The following is a 19,283-nucleotide window of genomic DNA, read 5'->3' as shown; positions in this document are numbered from 1 at the left end:
TGCTGATGTCAAGCTCAAGGGCGCACGTCCGTCGCTCCGGTGTGATGAGGTCGAAGCCATGCTGATCTACTCGATGAGCGTCTCGGTGGACGGCTTCGTCACCGACCGCGACGGCTCGTTCGCGTGGACGACCCCGAGCGAGGAGACGTTTCGCTTTCACCTCGCGCAGGTGAGCGAGCTGGGCGCCTATCTGTGCGGCCGCCGGCTGTACGAGACCATGCTGCCGTGGGAGACGGATCCGTCGATGCGCGACGACGAGCTCAGGGCCGCGTTCGCCGACGTGTGGTGCGCTCTGCCGAAGGTCGTCTTCAGCCGCACGCTCGACAGCGTTCAGGGCAACGCCCGGCTCGCCAAGGGGTCCGTGGCCGAGGAGGTCGCCGCGGCGCTCGACGCGACCGGCAAGGACGTGTCCATCGGCGGCGCCGAGCTGGCCGCGGCGGCGATCGGGCTCGGCCTCCTCGACGAACTGCGCATGTTCCGCTATCCGATCGTCGTCGGCGGCGGCACGCCCTACCTGCCGCCGGTCACTGATCAGGTTCCCCTGGACCTGGTCGAGACCAGGACGCTCGGCTCGCGGGTGATCTTCGAGCGCTACCGGCGCTCCCGCCCCAGGTCGGATTGACGCCAGGACGGGGCGAGGACGTGCGGTCAGGCGCAGTCCTCGCCGCCGGGGGCGCAGTGCTCGGCCTCGGGGTGGCGTGACGACGGCCCGTCCAGCACGGGCTGCCGCCGTCCTTTCAGGTGCTGGTCGAGGAAGGCCGCGACGTACGTGCGGGTGAGCTCCGAGGCGCGCGCGGCCGGCAGGGCGTCGCCGGCCGCCTTCATGCCGAAGGCGTCCGTCAGCACCGGGAGGTCGGTGAAGGACTGGTGGTCCGCGCCGGTCATGACGATCCAGCGCTTCCACCCGGTCAGCAGCTTCCAGTCACGCTCCCACGTGGTGTCCCGTCCGCCGGGGACGTGCTGCGGCGAGCCGATGAACAGGAACGGCCGGGACAGGCCGGTCTTGGGGATCCGGGCGTAGGTGGTGCCGTCCAGGTCGATGCCGGCGCGTACCCGGGGGTCCCGCACCATGGCCGCCACCGCGCTCGCCCCGCCGATCGACTGGCCCGCCATCGCGATCCTGGAGCGGTCGATCAGGCGTGCGCCGTCCCACTGCGCCGGCAACCGGTCGAGCACGAAGGAGACGTCGGCCGCCCGCCCCTGGACCACCTCCGCGCCGAAGCCCGGGTCCGTGTCGCTGTCGCACGCCAGGCACTCGGCCACCCGGCCGCCGGTCAGGGTCGTGACGTGGCTCTCGTGGGTGTGGTCGATCCCGGCGACCACGTACCCTCGGCTGGCCAGGTCCTCGGCCAGCGACGTGAGCGTGCTCAGCGGCTTGGTGAAACCGGGGGACAGCACGACCAGCGGCAGCTTCCGCCCTGCGGGCTCGGCGTCCCTGACGGCGTGGGTGCGGGTCTCGCTGAGCGTGTCGTACGGCACGCCGGCGATTCTCGATCCCTTGAGGAAGAGCTCCGACTCCCGGGCCGTCATGTACGGCGCCCGCTCACCGTCGCGCTGTTCGGTCGGGTACCACAGGGTGACCTTCAGCTCCCTGGCGTCGGCGTCGAGGTCCCAGGGGTCGGGGCGGGAGGTGTCCTTCAGGTGCAGAACGGTGGTGCCGACCTGATGTGCGCCGGTGGGCGCGGGCAGGACGGCGGGGCCGGTCGGCGTCGGCGACGCGCCGGCGGAGCGCGGCGGCGCGGGCGCGGAGCAGGCGGCCGAGGCCAGGACGGCCAGGCTCGCGGCGACCGCCAGGAGGTGTCGCATCCGGGGCTCCCTTCACTTCCGCAGCAAGGTCAGGGCCTTGGCCAGGGCGGGGTCGCGCCCGTCGGCCGCGTCCTCGGGGGTCGGGGGCACGTGGTGGTCGGGCGGCACGCCGATGCGGTCGATCACCTCGCGGTCGGGGCCCAGGTGGTGTCTGGCGGGGAAGGACAGCAGGGTGTTGTCGGCGAGCAGGTACGGCTGCGCCGGGCCGGAGATGACCCCTGCGGTCCTCGTGCCGACCAGCCGGCCGGCTCCCAGGTCTTTGATCGCGGAGGTGAAGTGCTCGCAGGCCGAGGCGCAGCCGCGGTCGGTGAGCACCACCAGCGGCAGGCCGATGAGTTCGACGGTGTCGTCGGTCCGCATGGCCTCGCAGACGCCGCGCACGGTGCACAGGTGGCCGGTGACCTTGCCGTGAGCGAAGGCGCTCACCAGCCGGATCGCCTCGACAGGGCTGCCGCCGCCGTTGCCGCGCAGGTCGAGCACGACGCCGGACAGGGTGCGGCCGGCCCGCAGCCGGGAGACCGCCGTGAAGACCCTGTTCGCGGCGTCGGAGCTGAATCCGCGCAGGCGCACGTAGGCGACGTCGCCGTCCAGCAGCTCCGACCGCACCGCCCGCAGGGTGGTCAGGTCCCGTTGGTAGAGGCCGGGCCTGAGCGTGACGCTCCAGCGGCGGCCGGTGCTCTGCCGCAGCAGCCGCAGCCGGACCGGGCGGGCCTGCGGATATCGCGGGTAGAGTGCGGCGATCACCGCGGTGGCCTTCCCGTCGTGGAAGGGAACGGACCCGTTGATCGATTCGATGACGTCGCCGGGGCGCAGCCCGGCGGCCCGCGCCGCGCCGCCCTCCACGGCGGTGACGAACAGCGGGGGCCGGGCGGTGCCGGGCTCCCCGTTCACCTGCGCATCGTGGACGCTCGCCGCCAGACCCAGGCCGTAGCCGTCGCCGTCGTAGTGGTCGGGGTGCCGCTTGACGTCGTGCGCCCAGCGGGCGTGGTTGTCGCCGAGGGACGCGACCATGGCCTCCAGGGTCACCACGGCGGGTCTGTCGCCCAGGTCCGGGATCTGGGCGACGATCCGGCGGTAGACGGTCTCGAAGGCGGCCCAGTCGGCCTTCCGGTCGCCGGTCAGCGCGGGCATGGTCGCGCCGGGCAGGTCGCGGCCCTCGCGGTCGAGCTCGCGCGTCAGGGCGGCGAACCCGGCGATCAGCAGCGAACGGGCGTCCATGGTGGCGCCGCCGTAGTAGTTGCCGAGGATGCAGAAGTACGCCTGCTCGACGACGTCGATCGTGGTGGCCTTCTCCGGTTCCGGGGCGTTCCGCGGTCGCGCGCAGACCGTGCCGCCAGGCGTGCCCGCCTGGCCGCGCGGCGGCTCCGGGGCGGTGCAGGCCGTCGCCAGGAGGAGGACGACCCCGGCGGCCGCGGCCCTGACGGCGGTCATGACACACGCCTTCTGATCCACCAGAAGCAGAGCCAGGTGAGGCAGGCGGTGAGCACGGCGTAGATGCCGGTCTCGATCCACTGGAAGGGCCAGAAACGGTCGAGAGGCTGGAAGGCGGCCCGCTGCCGGTAGCCGAGCCGGTTGACCTCGGCCAGGCACATCTCCATGCCGCCCGAGGGCGCGCAGGGCCCCGACGTGGTGGACATCGTGATCCCGCCGGGCTCGCCGTCGCCGCCGACCGCGCGGCCCGACGGGTCCACGAGCTCGCTGGACAGGACCCAGGCGCCGGGGTGACCGGGTACGGCCTGCTTCAACACGATGTGCAGGGTCTGACCCTCGTCCCGCTCCACGCCGATGCCGCCGACGTTCGCCTCGCCCAGCTCGAACGTCGAGGTGACCGGGGGCATCAGGTGCGGCCGGACGAGCAGCGGCATGGCGAGCTGGACCACGGCGAACAGCGCCAGGGTGAGGGCCATGGCGGGCAGCATGCGGCGCACCAGCATGCCCACGGTCACGCCGAGGACGAAGGCGAAGGCCGCGTACCCCATGGGGGCGATGCCGCGCGCCCCGAACACCAGCGGAGCCATCAGCGCGAATTCCGGCACGGCCGACTTGTCCAGAGGGCCGGACCACCAGGTCACCGCGAGGCCGCACAGGCAGGCGGCGACGACGGCGGCCAGGCCGACGAACGCGAGCTTGACGGCCAGCCAGCGGCGGCGGGTGATGCTCTGGTTCCACACCAGCAGGTGCGTACCCGCCTCCAGCTCGCGAGTGATCAACGGCGCTCCCCAGAAGAGCCCGGCGAGGGCCGGCAGGAGCAGCACGACGAGGGTCAGGGCCAGGAACGGGAGCTGGTGGTCGTCGAAGAAGCGGTCGTAGAAACGGCCGCAGGTGTCGTCCTGGACGCAGTCGGCGACACCGGCGGAGTAGCTGGACGCCAGTCCGGGCCCGGTCAGGCCCAGAGCGACGGCGAGGACGGCGAGGACGGCGGCTGTCATCACGGCCGAGCCGCGGAACTGGCGCCAGGTGAGCCAGATCATCACCGCACCTCCAGGGCGACAGGCCGGTCCTCGGCGATGCGCTTGTCCATGTAGGCCAGGACGAGGTCCTCCAGGCTGAGCCGGGTGACCGTCCAGGCGGGGTCGTGGATCGGGGCGTCGGTACGGATCACGTACGTGCTCTGCCGGTCGGTGTGGCGCGCGGAGATCACCTGCTGGCCGGCGGAGAGCCGGTCGGGATCGCGGCGCGGGCCGCTCAGCCGGTGATGGCAGGCGAGCAGCCGTTCGACCTCGCCCGCCACCCGCACGCGCGAGTCGGCGAGCACAATCAGGAAGTCGCAGATCCGTTCCAGGTCGGAGACCAGGTGGGAGGAGAGCACCACGCTGAACGCGTGCTCGACGGTGGCCTCCATCAGCCCCTGCAGGAACTCGCGGCGGGCCAGCGGGTCGAGCGAGGCGACCGGCTCGTCCAGGATCAGCAGCTCGGGCCGCTTGGCCAGGCCCAGGGTGAGGGCGAGCTGGGCGCGCTGGCCGCCGGACAGCCTGCCCGCGCGCTGATCGGGGGCGAGGCCGAGCCGCGCGATCCGCTCCCGCGCGAGGGCGTCGTCCCAGCGAGGGTTGAGCCGGGCGCCTAAGCGCAGGTGCTCGGCGACGGTCAGCCCGGCGTAGACAGGGGTGTCCTGGGCGACGAACCCGACCTTGGCCAGCTGCGCCGGACCTGCGGCGGGGCGGCCGCCCAGCACGGTGATACCGCCCGCCGTCGGTTCGAGCTGGCCGCCGGCCAGCTTCAGCAGCGTGGTCTTGCCCGCTCCGTTCGGCCCCACCAGGCCGACCACGTGCCCGGCCGGGATGTCGACGGTGCACTCGCGCAGCGCCCAGCGTCTGCCGTACTTCTTGCCCAGTGCCTGGGCCTGCAAGACAGAGGTCACGCTATGTCCTCCTGTGAGGCGGTCCGAAAGGTGGTCATGAACAGGGCCTCGATGCTCTCGTCGTCGAGCCCGGCCTTGCGGGCGCCGGCCAGCCAGCGCCGCAGGTCCCGCCGGAGCGGGCCGTGCGCGGCCAGCGAGTCCCCGGCCAGCGTCTTGGTCACGAACGTGCCGACTCCCTGCCGGGCGGCCACGAGGCCCTCGTGTTCCAGCTCCCGGTAGGCCTTGAGCACCGTGTTGGGGTTGATCGCCAGCCCCGCCACCACGTCCTTGACCGTCGGCAGCTGGTCACCCTCGTGCAGCAGGCCCAGCCGCAGGGCCTGCCGAACCTGCTGGACGAGCTGCAGGTAGGGCGAGACGCCGGACCGGCTGTCGAGGTAGAACTCGATCAAGGGATTACTCCATTCATCTAGTCTCCTAGTACTTTAGGAATATAGATGTCAGGTGGCCATAAAGGAATCCCCGGAGGAGCGGGATCGCGGGACGCTGCACGGCGACTCAGGGGCCGGAGGCGGAAGCGTGCCGGTCGGGTCCATTGCCCTGCCCGGCATGGCATTCCGCCGACGCCCGCGGACACGTAGGAGGTGAAAGCCCCGAGCTACGGAAGGTCTGACGAGGATGACGCGTGAGTGAACAAGACGACCGGTCCCGGTTCGAGGCGGTCTACCGGCGAACGTATGAACAGATCCTCGGATACGCCGTGCGGCGGTGTTCCTCGCCCGAGAACGCCGCCGACGTCGTCACCGAGACCTCCGTGATCGCCTGGCAGCGGATAGCGGAGTTCCCCGACGGCGAGGCCGGCAAGCTGTGGCTGTACGGCGTGGCCCGGCGGGTCCTGGCCAATCACCGTCGCAGCGAGCGGCGCAGGCTCACCCGGCACACCGAGCTCACCGAGGAGATCGAACACCTCTACGCCGCCCGCTCCCACGACAGTGAACAACCCGGGGTGGACGAAGCCATGAGCATGCTCGCCGACAGTGATCGTGAACTGCCGGCACTGGCTGCGAACGGGCGGCAGGCAGAGCTGCGGCTCTCCACCTCGTACCAGGCGATCGGCTGGACCGACGACCGACCGGAACTGCCCGGACGTCGGATGTGAGCGGCCTTGAAGACCGGCATGTCGAGCGACCCGCCGCTGGGCTGTGCCTTCAGCGGCGGGTCGCTCGGCTCCTGAGGGGCGGCACCGGCCAGCCGGTCACCACCCGCATCGCCGTGATCAACGCCGCCGGGCGGCGGCCGAGGTCGGCTGTGTCACAGGCGCCGGGGGGCGAGGGACGGTCTGGCCCTTGGGATCAGTGCCACCACGGTCGCCAGAACGGGCAACCCCACCACGACGGCGATCATGAACGGCCATGGTATGGCGAGCGTGGCGGGATCCCCGGCGCCGTGCGTCGTCATCGGCCGGCTCAGCGCCACGCCCGTCACCGTTCCCGCGACCATCCCCACCGACGCGCCGAGCCCGGAGATGTAGAGAGCCTGGCCTGCCACGATCATCCGCAACGTTCCCGGCGGAGCGCCGATGGCCGTCATCGTCGAGCGCTCAGGCCGCATGTCGGCGGACGCCAGACCGGTGGCGGCCAGCGTGCCGCCGACGACGAGGACAAGGGCACCCACCAGCCAGCTCCACAGGCCGGGACTGGGCACCTGGCGATAGCCCTCCTCGAAGGCGACCTTGACGCGGGGGGTCACCTCGGTGAGATCGTGCCACAGCGTGGAGTCGGCCGGCAGCCGATGCATGGCGTAGAGCTGACGCTCCGCGGTCGCGAAACCGGCCTGTTCGACCAGGGCACGCGGCAGCAGGGCCCCGCCCTGGTGCTCGTCGGCGGGTGTGGCCAGGACCGCCGGCACCTCGAGTTTGCGCGCGGGGCCGGACGTGGAGCCGGCCCGCAGCGTGAGCTTGCCGTCGCGCACCGCGGCCGCGTCGAACACCACGGCCTTGCCGCTCGCCAGCGCCGCGGCCGCCCGCGGATCGTGACGCCCTTGCAGGAGCCTGAGCAGAGCCTGGTCGCCGATGGCCGCGCTGCGACGCGTGCGTATCCCGTTCCATCGCACCGTGTACCGCAAGGCGTAGCGGCGGCCCTGGGTGTCCCGGGCCTGGTAGCCGGCGACCAGCGGCACTCCTGGCAACCGCCGGGCCGTCTCCGCGCGAAGGTCGCCCCAGGCGCCATCGGACATGGTGCCGCCCCAGATCGCCAGCATGCCGGTCGGGCGCGCCGAGGTGTAGGCGTTACGCCGGTCCAGGTATTCGCTCTGCGCGCCGATGCCCACCGCGACGACCGTGGCCGTGACCGCCATGACGGCCGCCACGGCGCTCGCCGTCCGGGATCGGTGGCGAACCGCGTCGCGGACGGACACCCGCAGCGGCAGTCGCAACCGGGTGGCCGCTCGCCCGGTGAAGCGGACCAGCCATGGTGTCAGCACCACCAGGCCGATCATGACCAGCACCGCGGCGGCCCACACCCAGAGGGTGCCCGGCTGGCGGCGCGCCACCACGGTCGCCGCCAGCCCGGCCAGCACCAGCGCGGCCCCGGCCAGGGGCCATCCGGGCCGATCGGCCGTGGCGGGCCCGCGGCCGGCCAGCACGCTCACGGTGTCCTGCCGAGCCGCCTGCACGGCGGGCACCAGCGCCGCCGCGATCCCGGCGATCAGGCCCAGCGCGGCCACGCCCAGCACCGGCGTCCACGGCACGTCCACCGGGCCGGCCTGTCCTCCCCAGCGCGCCGCGATCGGGGTGGCCAGAGCTCCGGCCCCGATGCCCAGCACGGTCGCCACGAGCGCGGCCGCACCGCCGAGGACCAGTCCGTCGGCCAGCACGATCATCCGCAGGTGCCCGGCCGAGCCGCCCTGCGCCGCGATCTCGGCCAGTTCCCTCCGCCGTCGCCGGAGCCCGACCGCGAAGGCCGGCCCGGCCAGCAGCACGATCTCCAGCACTACCATGATCACCATGGCGCCGAGCCCGACCGTGTTCTGGACCTCCGAAGGGAAGGAACGGACCGGAGCGCCTGGGGAGTCCAAGATCATGGCGCGGGACGTGACGTACAGACCGGCCGTGTTCAGCGCGGGAACGTCGGCCCAGGTCACCGGCTCGGGGGTGTCAGCGAGCCATCCGGTGCCGTACTCGCCAGGAGACCAGAATCCGTCCAACGGCAGCAAGGGGAGATCAGGACCGACGACCTGTCGGAGCGACGGCCGGTGCGGGTGCTCGACCACGCCCACCACCGTCAGCGGCGCCGCGCCGGGCGAGCGCAGGAGATCACCGGGCCGCAGGCCGGACGTGGGGGTCACCGCGACCTCGCCGACGGAGGGAAACCTGCCCTCGGTCAGCGTCAGCATCCCCCTGGTGAGGGGATCGCGCAGGTCGGTCTCCAGCGCGTCGACCCGTCCGGCGCCCAGCCGGAGCGCTCCGGCGTTGAAGGGGATCAACCGGGTGCCCGGTCCGAGTAGTGCCGCCACCTCGGCGACGTCGCGCTCGGGCGCGGCCGCTTCACCGCTCGTGTCCCAGCTCGCCCCGTTCGGCTCCTGGCGGAGCACCGTACCCGCGGGCGCCTGCATGAGGCGGGCGTCGGCCGCGCCGAGCTCGGCCACCAGTCCCTCCCGCCCGCTGACCGTCGCGGTCGCGATGAAGGTGAGAATCGCCGTGATCACCAAGACGGGCAAGCCGATCATCACCATGATGAGGGCGCTTCGCCCCCGGGAACGCCACGCGCTCCGGCGGGCGATGCGCAGCGCGGCGCGAGCGGCGCTCATCGGGCACTCTCCAGGGAGACGTTCGTGGAGTCCGCGATCATCCCGTCGCGGAGGAACACCACACGATCGGCCCAGCCGGCGTAGCGGGGCTCGTGGGTGACCAGCAGGACCGCAGCGCCCGCGTCACAGCGAGCCCGTAGTAATCGCAGGATCTCGTCGCCGGTGCGGGTGTCGAGCGCTCCGGTCGGTTCGTCGGCCAGCAGCAGGCGCCGCTCACCGACCAGGGCGCGGGCGATCGCGACCCGCTGACGCTGGCCACCGGACAGCTCCTCGGGGAAGCGGTCGGCCAGGTCCTCTCCGTCCACCTCCGCCAGCACGGCCATGGCCTCCTGCCGGGCCCGGTTCGAGCGCAGGCCGTCGAGCTCGCGCGGCAGCATCACGTTCTCCACCGCGGTCAGCGACGGGATCAGATTGAGGTCCTGGAAGACGTAGCCGACAGTGCGGCGCCGCAGCGCCGCCAGGTCGCGCACGGTGGCCAGGTCCTGCTCGCCGACGTGCACCGTCCCCGACGTGGGCCGGTCGAGCCCGCCCGCGAGGTTGAGCAGGGTCGACTTGCCGGACCCGGACGGGCCCATGACCGCGACCAGTTCCCCCACGCCGACCTCAAGGCTCACCCCCTTCAGCGCGTGCACGGCTGTCGCCCCTTCGCCGTGAACTCTGGCCACCTCGGCCAGCCGTACGAACGTCATCGTTCCTCCATCAGAACGGCCTCGCAGTGGTCCAGCCACCGTTGCTCGGCCTCGGCCTTGAAGATCATGGAATCGAGCACCAGCCGCTGGGCCGTGCCTTCGGCGGCGGCTCGCTTGGCTCTGGTCAGCTGCTGAAGGGCTTGCATGGTCGCCGTGCGTTGCGTGTGGATGACCTCGGTGACGTTCACCTTCTTGGCCGCGACGGCCATGGCCAGCTTGATGACCAGTTCGTCCCGCGGCCTGTCGGAGGGGACGACCGGGGTGCCGAACCATCGCTCCACTTCCTGCCGGCCGGCCGTGGTGATCGTGTAGACGACCCGGCCCTGGTCGTCCGACTCACCCGGCTCGACCAGGCCGTCGCGTTCCAGGCGCGACAACGTGGTGTAGACCTGCCCGATGTTGAGCGGCCAGGTCACCCCGGTGGACGCCTCGAACTCGACCCGCAGTTGGTAGCCATGCCGAGGTCCCGTGCTGAGCAGGGCGAGAAGCCCATGTCTGACCGGCATGAGTACTAAGTATGCATACGCAGTATGCCCCACTCAAGCGGTCCGGCGCGGGAACACGGCGTTCCGCGTACCCGGCGACCCGCTCGCCGTGGTCCACAGATCCGACCGCAGCGCCCTTATCGCCGCTCCATCCTCCGGCCCGGCCCTTGTGCGGGAGATCGCTCGTACACACGGAAGAGCAGGCAGCACAGGGCGAGCACGGCCGCGAACACCGGGAGCCAGGCCAGCCGCGCCGCCACCCAGCCGAGCCCGTCGGGAACGGTGTGCAGGCCGGGCAGGTGGCCGCCCAACCGCAGGCCGGCGAGGGTCACGGCGATCATCGCGGTCTGGTGCCAGAGGAAGACGGTCATCGCCGAGAGGTTGACCACGGCCACCGCCGCCCACGCGGCGGGCCTGGCCAGCAGTCGCCGCAGCGGCCCGGCCAGCAGCGCCGCCGCGCCGCACTGGGCGAGCCCGAAGGCGACGGCGGCGAGGGTGGGCGGGTCGAGGTTGGACACCGGCGCGCCCGGCACCCCGACCATGGCGGCCGGATATCCGCCCCACACCACCAGCCCGAGCGCCGCCAGCCCGCCACCGGCCAGCAGGGCCCACCCGGTGGAGCCGCGCGGCAGGCCGCGCCGGCCCCAGGCCAGGCCCAGGCAGTACGGCACCAGCCAGCCGGCCACCACGTTCGCCCAGCCCAGCCAGGACGGCCCGCCCAGCCCGTACCGGACGAGATCGGCGCTGGCCACGGCGGCCAGCGGCCACACAGGGTGCAGCCGGGACACCAGCGGTGTGGCGGCCGTCAGCAGCGCGAACACCAGCAGGAACCAGAGCGGCGACACGACCAGCTTGCCCAGCGTGCGCACGGTCTCCAGTTCCGCCCCCGACACGAACATCGCGCCCGCGGCCACCGCCCACACCGCCGCGAGCGCGCCCACCGGCCGGACCAGCCGCGTCAGCCGCGCCTTCACCCACGCGCCGTACGGACCGGTACGGCGGGCGTTCACCAGCCCGCCCACCAGGAAGAACACGGCCAGCGTCTGGAACACCCAGGACACCGGAGCCAACTCCGGCACGGCCCGCAGCGGGCTGCCGGCCCGCACCGTGTGACCGGTGACCACCAGCGCGGTCACCAGCCAGTGACCCAGCACCACGCCGGCGATGGCCAGCGCGCGCAGCCCGTCGAGAGCGCGGTCACGGTCCGGAGGCGTGGCGCCGTCGATCCGGTGGGCGAGGGCCAGCAGGGATGCCATGGGGCGAACCTAGGGACCGCCGGCCCTGGTCGGCGTCGCCCTGGAGAGCCATGCGCGGGTAGGTCTGAAGTACGGTCCCCGCTTCGGGGCGACGGGCTTGTCGGCCCCGACTACTTCGCCTGGAGTACCACAGGCTTGGACAGGCAGCGGATGCGCGCGCCGGGCCGGTGGAGGACTGTTGTCCGCAGGAGGCCCGCGGCCTTCGGGGGGCCACTGCGGAGCCGAGCGGACCGGGGACGAAGGGCAGGAAACGCCATGTCAGGAGGGACACAGGATCGGGCGCTGGGGGCGATGCTGCGGCGCTGGCGGGAGCGGGCGTTGCTCACCCAGGAGGACGTGGCCGAGCGCTCCGGGCTCAGTGTCCGCACCGTACGGCGGTTGGAGGGGGGCGGGCTGCCGCGCGCCCGCAGCACGTCGTTGCGGCTGTTGGGCGAGGCGCTGGGCCTGGACCATGCGGAACGGGAGAGGATGGCGGCCGTCGCTCATGGCGCGGCCCGGGTCACCGGGAAGGACCAGCCCTCCCCGGCGGCGCAGGCGCCGGAGAGGGGCGAGCGCGCGCGGACGCACGACGGGCTCGTCCGCGCGCACGAAGCGCTCGGTCAGGCCGAGCATGCCTGCCGGAACGGACGTGAGGTCCTGAAAGCCCTCCTCGCCGATTCCCTTCCTTCGACGCCGGAGAATCGGCGATGAGGTGCTCATGGGGTCCGGGGACGCCGGACGGATCGGTGAGCGGGGCGCCCGGGGGGGCTCAGCGGGTGATCACCTCGTCGGCGCTCAGCGCCCGGGCGCGTTCGGTCAGCAGGGTGCGGAGCCTTTCGGCCTCGGAGTCGACGGGGGCGGCGCCGTCGTTCAGCTCGTAGGAGCGGACGAGGGCGCCGAGCAGGCCGGTCAAGGTGCCGCCGGCCAGGAGCTCGCGGTAGAGGGCGGCGTACTGCTCCTCGTACAGCTTCTTGAAGGCGGGTGTCTCCAGGAAGCGCTCCTTCAGCTTGTGTCCGCCCATCATCCCGCCGCCGAAGCCGCCCACGCTGTCGTGCGGGCCGGTCGAGGCGTCGCCGTTGTACGCGAAGTTGAGGTCCCAGGTGATGACCCGGAACCTGCGGGTGCCCAGGTCATACCAGAGGTAGTAGTTCCGGCCCGGCCCGCTCATGTCGTCGAAGTTGAGCATGAGGTGCTGCAGCGCCGCGTAGCGGGCGAACGACTCCACGTCCAGGCGGGCGGACAGCCCTGCGGCGAACTCCTCGTCGGACGTTTCGTTCACCCATCGGACCAGGTTGATCACGGGCTGCAGGTCCGTGCCGCCGACCTGGTTCACCTGCTTGAAGTCGTCGCCGTACCGGGTCTGGTCCTCGCCCTTGTAGGTGAACGAACCGGTGGCCAGCGACTTGTACAGCACGCCGTCGCCCAGGTCCGCGGCGTAGCCCTCGTCCAGGTACTCGACCACGAGGCGGGGGGCGGAGGCGCGGCCGTTCACGGTGAACGCGCTGTAGGTGTAGCTCTGGGTGGGTTCGCCCGCGGCGCCGACGGTGGCGATGGCGAGCGCCTCGTTGAGCATGGCAGACGACTGGCCGGTGACGGGGCGGACGGCGATCTGCGAGTGGCCCTGGTAGCGGCGGCCGTCGACGAACTCGTCGAAGCTGATCAGCCAGGGCAGGCTCTCCGGCTCCTCGGCCTTGAGCTCGGCACCGAGACCGCCGAAGCCGCCGGGGCCGCCGGGGCCGCCACGCCGCCGGCCCTGGCGTCCGTCCTGCTGGTCGCCGGTCTGCTGGTCGGCCTCCCCGGGAGGCCGGAAGCCGTCGGGAGGCTGGAAGCCCTCAGGAGGGTTGAAACCGTCCGGCGGTTGCCGTCCTTCGGGGCGCGCGCGGCCGCCGGGCGGGCCCTCGGGGCGCTCGCCGCCGGGGACTCCCCGCCCCTGGGTGACGCGCTGTCCCTGCCAGGTGAGCCCCCGCAGCGTCGAGTTGCCCTTGAGCCGGATGCCGACGCTCGGGACCGTGGTGCCGTCGATGGTGAGGTCCGCCTCGACGTACTTCTTCTCGCCGTCCTTGGCGTACTCGGCCAGCATGTCCTGGTAGCTCTCGTCGCGGAACGTGAGCGTGATCTCGTGCGGGACCGAGGTGTCGAACAGGTCCTTCGTGCCCGTGACGTCCTGGGTGACGGTGTCGGCCGAGGTGCTGGACACCGAGACCGCGTACGGGCGGACCATGCCGCCGCCGAACACCCCCCAGCACACGCCGAGGAAGGCCGCGCCCGCGACGAGGAGCTTCCAGTTCTGCCGGAGGCTGACCGGGATCCGGTGCCGGAGCCGGGTCACAGGTCGGTCTGGTCGTAGCCGGTCAGGACCGTGACCGACTGGCCGTGGTTGCGTTCGCGCAGCGCCGCCATCAGGTCCCCGGGCTCGCCACCCTTCTTGATCTTGACCGTGTACATCAACTCGGTGAGCGCCCCGCCCCGGATCGACTCCATGCTGACCAGCTCGAACTCGTCGGTGTGCCGGATCAGCACGTCCTGGATGACGGGGGTGTAGTCCTCGTCGGCGGGCACCTGGACCTTGACCACCTGGCGGCGCACGTTCAGCTGGAACCAGTTGAACCGGTGCATCAACAAGATGATCAGCGAGATCGTCACCCCGGCGACGACCGCCAGCAGGTAGAACCGGGTGCCGACGGCCATGCCGACGCCCATCACCAGGAAGATGAACCCGACGTCGCGGGTCTCCTTGATGGCGTTGCGGAACCGTACCACCGACAGGGCGCCGACCAGGGCGAACGCGCGGGCGATGTTGGAGCCGACGACCAGCATGATCAAGGAGATGAGCATGCCGAGGACGACCAGCGTCTGCACGTACGACTGGCTGTAGGAGACGTTGCGGTGCGTCGCCCGGTACACCCAGCCGATCATGGCGCTGAGCACGAACGACAGCGTCATCGCGAGCGCGACGTCGGCGACGCTGAAGGTGCCGGACAGGTCCTGGAAAGAGAAGTCCATACGGGGTCATGCCTCCGGGAGCGCGGCCTGCCGGCCACGGTCGAGATCACGGTCGGGGACGTGGAAGACGGAGCGCGGCGCCAGCCCGTGGGCCTCGACGCTCTGGCAGTACTTGGAGAGCCGCACCACCTGAAGGTTCCGCTTGGCGGTCAGGTCGGTCAGCCAGTACGGGACGCGCTCGTTCGCCTTGACTTCCATGATCGCCTTGTGCGGCGGGACGATGAAGCGGTTGACGGCGTCGACGCCGAACCCGAAGTCGCGGTCGCGGCCCCGCACCCGCCGGTCGAACGTCACCCGCAGCCCGGCGTCGGCGTCCCTGCCCAGGTAGGCGTGGCGCGTGTAGCCGGTCATCGCGGTGGCCCGCAGGTCGAGGCGGCAGACCAGGTCCAGCACCTCTTCCAGGAAGGCCCGCTGGGACGGCTCGTGGGAGATCATCCGGCGGCCGTCGCACAGCCGCAGCGCGTCCAGGTACGGCACGCGCACGCGCCGCTTCTGGGTGACCCGGTTGACCCGCTGCTTGATCTCCACGAACACGGGGGTGTCGTCACCGGCGGCGAACCGGTCGCCGTAGTGGCGGATGCGCAGCTTGCGGCGGAACCGCAGGCCCTCGATCTTCTCCCAGTAGAACCGGAGCGTCCGGGTGTCGTAGTAGACGCTCCAGATCGCGTAGCCCTCGTCCGGGCAGTGGGGGTCCAGGTCGAGCCGAGGTTCCAGCTCCTCGCGCAGCTCGTCCACGAGGCCGGCGTCGACCAGGTACTTGATCTCGTACCGGTTGAAGGCGTGGAGCCTGCTCGGCGCCCGCAGCCGGTGGCCCCCGTCCCCGCTCTGCGCGGGCGGGCGAAACCTGTGCAGCATGCCCACATCCGACCCGGCGAACCTGGGAGAAATGTGTGAGCCGGCGGTCACGCGGCCGGGAGCAGGACGCGGAACGTGGTGCCCCGCCCGGAGCTGGTCACCTCGATCCTGCCTCCGTGGGCGTCGGCGAGCGCGGCGGCGATGGCCAGGCCCAGGCCGGTGCCGCCGTGGGCGCGGGAGCGGTTCGGGTCGGCGCGGTAGAACCGGTCGAACACGTGCGGCAGGTGTTCGGGGTCGATGCCGGAGCCCTCGTCGCGCACCTCCACCAGCGCGGCCTCGGCGCCCGGCGCGGGCCCGGCGCCGGCGTGGGCGCCCTCGGGCGGGCCGACCCGGGCGTGGCCGACCGTCACCCGCACGGCGGTGCCGGGCGCGGTGTGGGTGAGCGCGTTGCCGACGAGGTTGGCGATGACCTGGTGCAGCCGTTGCTCGTCGCCCCGCACCCGCACCGGCCGGTCGGACAGCGTCAGCCGGACCGGCCGGTCGCGGTCGCGGGCGTGCGCGGCGTGGACCACGTCACCGGCCAGCACGTGCAGGTCGACCGTGCTCAGCTCCAGGGCGGGCTCCTGGTCCAGGCGGGCGAGCAGCAGCAAGTCCTCCACCAGCACGCCCATCCGGCCGGCCTCGCTCTCGATGCGGCGCAGCAGCCGCTCGGCCACCGGGTCCCGGTCGGCGTCGCCGTGCTGGTACAGCTCGGCGAACCCCCGGATGGAGGTGAGGGGCGTGCGCAGCTCGTGTGAGGCGTCGGCGACGAAGCGGCGCAGCCGCCGCTCGGAGCGCTCGCGCTCGCGCAGCGCGCGGGCCAGGCGTTCGAGCATGACGTTGAGGGCGGTGCCGAGCCTGCCGGTCTCGGTGCGCGGGTCGCTGTCGGGGACCCTGCGGTCGATATCGCCGGCCGCGATGGCCTCGGCCGTACGCTCCATCCGGGTGAGCGGGCGCAGCCCGAGCCGCACCACCCACAGGGCGACGGCGGCGAGCAGGGCCAGCACCAGCGCGCCCGCCGCGAGCTGGATGACCAGCAGCTCCCGCACGGTCGAACGGTTGGACTCCAGCGACATCGACACCACGGCCCGGTTGCCGTCCGGCAGCCGGGCGACGCGCACCCGCCACTCGCCCGCGCCGTCCCTGCCCGGCACGGTGAAGGGGGAGCGCGGCGGCGCGGCCACGAGCCCGGCGGGCACGTCCGGGCCGTCGGGGGCGCCGGTGGGGACGTCCTCCAGCAGCGTCCCCGACGGACTGTAGACGGCCACGTCGAACCGGGTCGGCACCTGCACCCCGCCCTCGTGCGGCGGTGGGGTGACCGGCGGCGGGCGTCTGCTCACCCGGTCGGCGAACTCGGCCAGCTGGCTGTCCGCCCGCGCCAGCAGCGAGCGGTCCAGTAGCACCACCCCGGCCACCGCGAAGACCGTCAGCCCGGCCGCGGACAGGCCGAGCAGCGCCGCCAGCAGCCGGTGCCGCAGCGGCCACGGCCGGTTCACGACGGCCCTCGCAGCCGGTAGCCGACGCCCCGCAGGGTGTGGATCAGCGGGGGCCCGAGCGCGTCGATCTTGCGGCGCAGGTAGCTGATGTACGACTCGACCACCCGGCTGTCGCCGTCGAAGTCGTAGTCCCACACGCTGTCGAGGATCTGCGCCTTGGACACCACCCGCTCGGCGTTGACCATCAGGTAGCGGAGCAGGCTGAACTCGGTCGGCGACAGGTGGATGGCCCGGCCGGCGCGGCGCACCTGGTATGCCTCCTCGTCCAGCTCCAGGTCCGCGTAGCGCAGCACGCCGTCGTCGGCGCGCTCCCCTGGCGGGCGGACCCGGCGCAGGATCGCCCGGACCCGCAGTACCACCTCGTCGAGGCTGAACGGCTTGGTCACGTAGTCGTCGCCGCCCGCGGTGAGGCCGGCGATCCGGTCGGACACCGCGTCCCTGGCGGTCAGGAACAGCACCATCGGGCTGTCGCCGCGCTCCCGCAGCCGCCGGGCGACCGCGAACCCGTCGAGGTCGGGCAGCATCACGTCGAGCACCACGATGTCGGGCTTCTCCCGCGTCACCGCCTCCAGCGCCCGCCACCCGCTGGACGCCGTGCGCACGGTGAAGCCGTTGAGCATCAGCGCCTCGGCGAGCAGCTCGCGGATGTTCGGCTCGTCGTCGACGACCAGCACTTTGGCGTTCATGGGCCTACTTGTTACCGCCCCTGCCTGAGAGCCCGCTGAAAGGCGCACCCAGGTCTTCCCCGGACCTCACCCGCCGAGGGAGAGCGCCGGCGGCGGGCGGCGGGATTGGCGTACCAGAACGATATGAGCACACCTCATGGTCGCGTGCCTTCCGGATCAGGGTCCAGCCAGGCCGGTGGATCCTCAGTACGCGGTCACCCCACGAACCGCTCGTAGAACTCCCGCTTCGCCTCGACGCTCGGGAGCCGGTCGAAGGCCCGCCACAGCGCCGTCGCCTCCGCGGGAGGGAGCTGGGCGCGCTCGACGGCCTCGGCCAGCATGCGGATCACCTGCGCGTCGTCCCTCATGACGAAGGCGTCGGCGACTTCGGCGAACCGCGGGTCCGGGCCGAGCCCGAGCACCCAGGACCGCACCTGGGACCGATAGCGCTCGATACCGCGGTCGAGTTCGTCGCGCCAGTCCTCGTCCCTCTCCATCATCAGCGCGATCCGCTCGGCGTAGTGCCTGAGGGCGGTGAGGCCGACCTCCTGGGCGAGCTCGCGGGTCACCGGGTCGCGGAAGCGCTCCGAGACCCGCACCGGGTTCAGCCCGCCCAACGGGTCCGGCTCGAACCGCTGCAACCGTTGTACCGGCCCTGTCTCGTCGAGCAGCGGCGGGCTGGTGAACCGCCCGTGAAGCGTGCTTTCGACGAAGTACATCGTGAAGTACTGGATGTCGTCGGCGAAGGGCTCCGGGTTCTTCTCCCTCGAATACTGCATGACATAGCCCCTCTTCGACCCGGGGTGCGGGTCGTTGGAGCTTTCACCGTAGAAGGCCAGGCGCCCCCGGAAGGACCTCAGCGGGTGGATGGCGGCCAGCAGCTCCTGCACGCTGCCCCGGTAGCCCGTGTCGACGATGGTGATCACGGCCCTGGCCGACTGGATGGGGATGTCCTGGTCGAGCAGGTACCGCGACAGTCGTCGTGCCGCGCCCTCGATCACCGCCGGGTCGAACTCGGCCCTCCGGAACCTGAACCCTTCGAGCTGAGGGAAGGACTCACCGCTGTACAGCTCCCGGTCGCGCACCGCCGCCTCCGCGACCGCCCGGGAGATGACCGCCTCCGTGCAGTACGCGGCGAAGAACTCCGGGTCCAGCGCCCGCACGCCGAGGGCCAGCGTGTGCCCGTCACGCCCGAGAAAGACGATCTTGGTGTGCCGCTGCTGTCTCAGGTCCGCCGCCACCTCCTCCCGCAGGTCCGTCAACATGTCCTGCGCGACCTTGACGAGCAGGGGAGCGGGGTAGTCGCGCGCCACCTCGTACGCCACCTTCAGCGCCGCGCTCGCCTGCGGGTCATCGCCGCCCCACCGCGCCTGGGCGATGGCCACGGTCTCGTCCCGCTGCGCCAGGCTGTCCCCATGACGCCACGCCTCGAAGTCCGGGCTCGTCCCGCGTTCGGCCGGGGGTTTGTGCGGCCCGTCGGGCGTCGTTCTGTACGGCCCGTACGGCTCGGCGGGCGGCCTGGTCCCGAACGCCTCGGCCACCCGGTGACCGCCCGCAGGCTCCCCGTGGTCGCGCACGCCGGATCGCGTGGCCGGGTCCGCGGGATGCGGGCGGGCTTCGTTCGCGCCCTGAGCGCGTTCACCGTGGCCGGCGGCGGGATCATCCCTCAGCTGCGCCGCGGCGGACGTGGTGCGCGGATCGGCCTGGGCCGGTGGCGGTGAGGTGGCGTCCCGGGCGGCGGACGGAACGCCGTGATCGGTGGGATGCGCGCCGTCCTGCGGCCGGACTCCGGCGGCGGCAGGAGGGGTGTCGGCGGGGGTCCGATGGTTGATCACGCTGATGTCGCCGGGCCGCCTGGCGGAGCCGCCGTCCGGGGTGACGGGTCTCGTGCCCGAGGGTGTGGGGTCCGGCCGGGTGACGGTGGCCTCGCCAGGACGGGAGCCCTGCGGGGCCGTGCGGCCGGCGACG

18 protein-coding genes are annotated in these 19,283 nt (G+C 72.4%); 3 read left to right on the top strand and 15 right to left on the bottom strand.

Features of this window, described 5'->3' with window-relative positions; genetic code table 11:
- Positions 1–58: 58 nt before the first annotated feature.
- On the top strand, positions 59–622 hold the full coding sequence (locus OUY22_RS19085; protein ID WP_270156380.1) for a dihydrofolate reductase family protein: 564 nt from the start codon (positions 59–61) through the stop codon (positions 620–622).
- A 26-nt stretch (positions 623–648) separates the two neighbouring features.
- On the opposite strand, the gene OUY22_RS19080 is transcribed toward OUY22_RS19085, so the two are convergent.
- The 5 genes from OUY22_RS19080 to OUY22_RS19060 are packed head-to-tail and all read right to left on the bottom strand — an operon-like array spanning position 649 to position 5,553.
- The gene (locus OUY22_RS19080) at positions 649–1,806 is read right to left on the bottom strand and encodes an alpha/beta hydrolase family protein (RefSeq protein ID WP_270156379.1); all 1,158 of its coding nucleotides are present in this window, start codon (positions 1,804–1,806) and stop codon (positions 649–651) included.
- A gap of 12 nt (positions 1,807–1,818) precedes the next feature.
- On the bottom strand, positions 1,819–3,237 hold the full coding sequence (locus tag OUY22_RS19075) for a S41 family peptidase (RefSeq protein WP_270156378.1): 1,419 nt from the start codon (positions 3,235–3,237) through the stop codon (positions 1,819–1,821).
- Positions 3,234–4,277, bottom strand: a complete 1,044-nt coding sequence (locus tag OUY22_RS19070) for an ABC-2 transporter permease (protein ID WP_270156377.1) — start codon at positions 4,275–4,277, stop codon at positions 3,234–3,236. The genes OUY22_RS19075 and OUY22_RS19070 overlap by 4 nt, the downstream gene beginning before the upstream one ends.
- Positions 4,277–5,164, bottom strand: a complete 888-nt coding sequence (locus tag OUY22_RS19065) for an ABC transporter ATP-binding protein (RefSeq protein WP_270156376.1) — start codon at positions 5,162–5,164, stop codon at positions 4,277–4,279. The genes OUY22_RS19070 and OUY22_RS19065 overlap by 1 nt, the downstream gene beginning before the upstream one ends.
- Positions 5,161–5,553, bottom strand: coding sequence for a GntR family transcriptional regulator (locus tag OUY22_RS19060; RefSeq protein WP_270156375.1), 393 nt, complete (start codon positions 5,551–5,553; stop codon positions 5,161–5,163). Before OUY22_RS19060 ends, OUY22_RS19065 begins: the two co-directional genes overlap by 4 nt.
- A 233-nt stretch (positions 5,554–5,786) precedes the next feature.
- Between OUY22_RS19060 and OUY22_RS19055 the strand changes: the two genes are divergently transcribed.
- Entirely contained in the window at positions 5,787–6,260 is a 474-nt protein-coding gene (locus tag OUY22_RS19055; RefSeq protein ID WP_270156374.1) for an RNA polymerase sigma factor, read from the top strand.
- Between the two features lie 152 nt (positions 6,261–6,412).
- Here OUY22_RS19055 and OUY22_RS19050 read toward each other — a convergent pair whose 3' ends face one another.
- The 4 genes from OUY22_RS19050 to OUY22_RS19035 form a co-directional block, all read right to left on the bottom strand.
- Positions 6,413–8,908, bottom strand: coding sequence for an FtsX-like permease family protein (locus OUY22_RS19050; RefSeq protein WP_270156373.1), 2,496 nt, complete (start codon positions 8,906–8,908; stop codon positions 6,413–6,415).
- A complete protein-coding gene (locus OUY22_RS19045; RefSeq protein ID WP_270156371.1) occupies positions 8,905–9,597 on the bottom strand; it encodes an ABC transporter ATP-binding protein in 693 nt (230 codons plus the stop codon). Before OUY22_RS19045 ends, OUY22_RS19050 begins: the two co-directional genes overlap by 4 nt.
- Positions 9,594–10,103: a PadR family transcriptional regulator gene (locus tag OUY22_RS19040; RefSeq protein ID WP_270156370.1), complete on the bottom strand. Its 510-nt coding sequence runs from the start codon at positions 10,101–10,103 to the stop codon at positions 9,594–9,596. The genes OUY22_RS19045 and OUY22_RS19040 overlap by 4 nt, the downstream gene beginning before the upstream one ends.
- A 116-nt stretch (positions 10,104–10,219) precedes the next feature.
- Positions 10,220–11,338: an acyltransferase family protein gene (locus tag OUY22_RS19035; protein ID WP_270156369.1), complete on the bottom strand. Its 1,119-nt coding sequence runs from the start codon at positions 11,336–11,338 to the stop codon at positions 10,220–10,222.
- Positions 11,339–11,593: 255 nt separating this feature from the next.
- Here OUY22_RS19035 and OUY22_RS19030 point away from each other — a divergent pair, with 255 nt between their 5' ends.
- Entirely contained in the window at positions 11,594–12,028 is a 435-nt protein-coding gene (locus tag OUY22_RS19030; RefSeq protein WP_270156368.1) for a helix-turn-helix domain-containing protein, read from the top strand.
- A 58-nt stretch (positions 12,029–12,086) separates the two neighbouring features.
- Here OUY22_RS19030 and OUY22_RS19025 read toward each other — a convergent pair whose 3' ends face one another.
- The 6 genes from OUY22_RS19025 to OUY22_RS19000 all read right to left on the bottom strand — a co-directional run.
- On the bottom strand, positions 12,087–13,646 hold the full coding sequence (locus OUY22_RS19025) for a CotH kinase family protein (RefSeq protein ID WP_270156367.1): 1,560 nt from the start codon (positions 13,644–13,646) through the stop codon (positions 12,087–12,089).
- Positions 13,643–14,320, bottom strand: coding sequence for a DUF4956 domain-containing protein (locus tag OUY22_RS19020; RefSeq protein ID WP_270156366.1), 678 nt, complete (start codon positions 14,318–14,320; stop codon positions 13,643–13,645). The genes OUY22_RS19025 and OUY22_RS19020 overlap by 4 nt, the downstream gene beginning before the upstream one ends.
- A 6-nt stretch (positions 14,321–14,326) precedes the next feature.
- Positions 14,327–15,175: a polyphosphate polymerase domain-containing protein gene (locus tag OUY22_RS19015; protein WP_270156365.1), complete on the bottom strand. Its 849-nt coding sequence runs from the start codon at positions 15,173–15,175 to the stop codon at positions 14,327–14,329.
- A 47-nt stretch (positions 15,176–15,222) separates the two neighbouring features.
- A complete protein-coding gene (locus tag OUY22_RS19010; protein ID WP_270156364.1) occupies positions 15,223–16,650 on the bottom strand; it encodes a HAMP domain-containing sensor histidine kinase in 1,428 nt (475 codons plus the stop codon).
- On the bottom strand, positions 16,647–17,336 hold the full coding sequence (locus OUY22_RS19005) for a response regulator transcription factor (protein WP_270156363.1): 690 nt from the start codon (positions 17,334–17,336) through the stop codon (positions 16,647–16,649). The genes OUY22_RS19010 and OUY22_RS19005 overlap by 4 nt, the downstream gene beginning before the upstream one ends.
- Positions 17,337–17,530: 194 nt before the next feature.
- The coding region (locus OUY22_RS19000; protein WP_270156362.1) for a hypothetical protein at positions 17,531–19,283 on the bottom strand (1,753 nt) is incomplete at its 5' end.

It is taken from the genome of Nonomuraea corallina (genome assembly GCF_027620315.1).
In the GTDB taxonomy this organism is placed as follows: Bacteria; Actinomycetota; Actinomycetes; order Streptosporangiales; family Streptosporangiaceae; genus Nonomuraea; species Nonomuraea corallina.
Note: the sequence above shows the minus strand (reverse complement) of the source record. Positions and strands in the feature narration are given on the sequence as shown.

What these genes read in the sequence shown, in the direction of transcription:
- OUY22_RS19085 (WP_270156380.1), top strand. Translation starts at nt 59, where the DNA reads ATGCTGATCTACTCGATGAGCGTCTCGGTGGACGGCTTCGTCACCGAC.
- OUY22_RS19080 (WP_270156379.1), bottom strand. Translation starts at nt 1,806, where the DNA reads ATGCGACACCTCCTGGCGGTCGCCGCGAGCCTGGCCGTCCTGGCCTCG.
- OUY22_RS19075 (WP_270156378.1), bottom strand. Translation starts at nt 3,237, where the DNA reads ATGACCGCCGTCAGGGCCGCGGCCGCCGGGGTCGTCCTCCTCCTGGCG.
- OUY22_RS19070 (WP_270156377.1), bottom strand. Translation starts at nt 4,277, where the DNA reads ATGATCTGGCTCACCTGGCGCCAGTTCCGCGGCTCGGCCGTGATGACA.
- OUY22_RS19050 (WP_270156373.1), bottom strand. Translation starts at nt 8,908, where the DNA reads ATGAGCGCCGCTCGCGCCGCGCTGCGCATCGCCCGCCGGAGCGCGTGG.
- OUY22_RS19045 (WP_270156371.1), bottom strand. Translation starts at nt 9,597, where the DNA reads ATGACGTTCGTACGGCTGGCCGAGGTGGCCAGAGTTCACGGCGAAGGG.
- OUY22_RS19040 (WP_270156370.1), bottom strand. Translation starts at nt 10,103, where the DNA reads ATGCCGGTCAGACATGGGCTTCTCGCCCTGCTCAGCACGGGACCTCGG.
- OUY22_RS19035 (WP_270156369.1), bottom strand. Translation starts at nt 11,338, where the DNA reads ATGGCATCCCTGCTGGCCCTCGCCCACCGGATCGACGGCGCCACGCCT.
- OUY22_RS19030 (WP_270156368.1), top strand. Translation starts at nt 11,594, where the DNA reads ATGTCAGGAGGGACACAGGATCGGGCGCTGGGGGCGATGCTGCGGCGC.
- OUY22_RS19020 (WP_270156366.1), bottom strand. Translation starts at nt 14,320, where the DNA reads ATGGACTTCTCTTTCCAGGACCTGTCCGGCACCTTCAGCGTCGCCGAC.
- OUY22_RS19015 (WP_270156365.1), bottom strand. Translation starts at nt 15,175, where the DNA reads ATGCTGCACAGGTTTCGCCCGCCCGCGCAGAGCGGGGACGGGGGCCAC.
- OUY22_RS19005 (WP_270156363.1), bottom strand. Translation starts at nt 17,336, where the DNA reads ATGAACGCCAAAGTGCTGGTCGTCGACGACGAGCCGAACATCCGCGAG.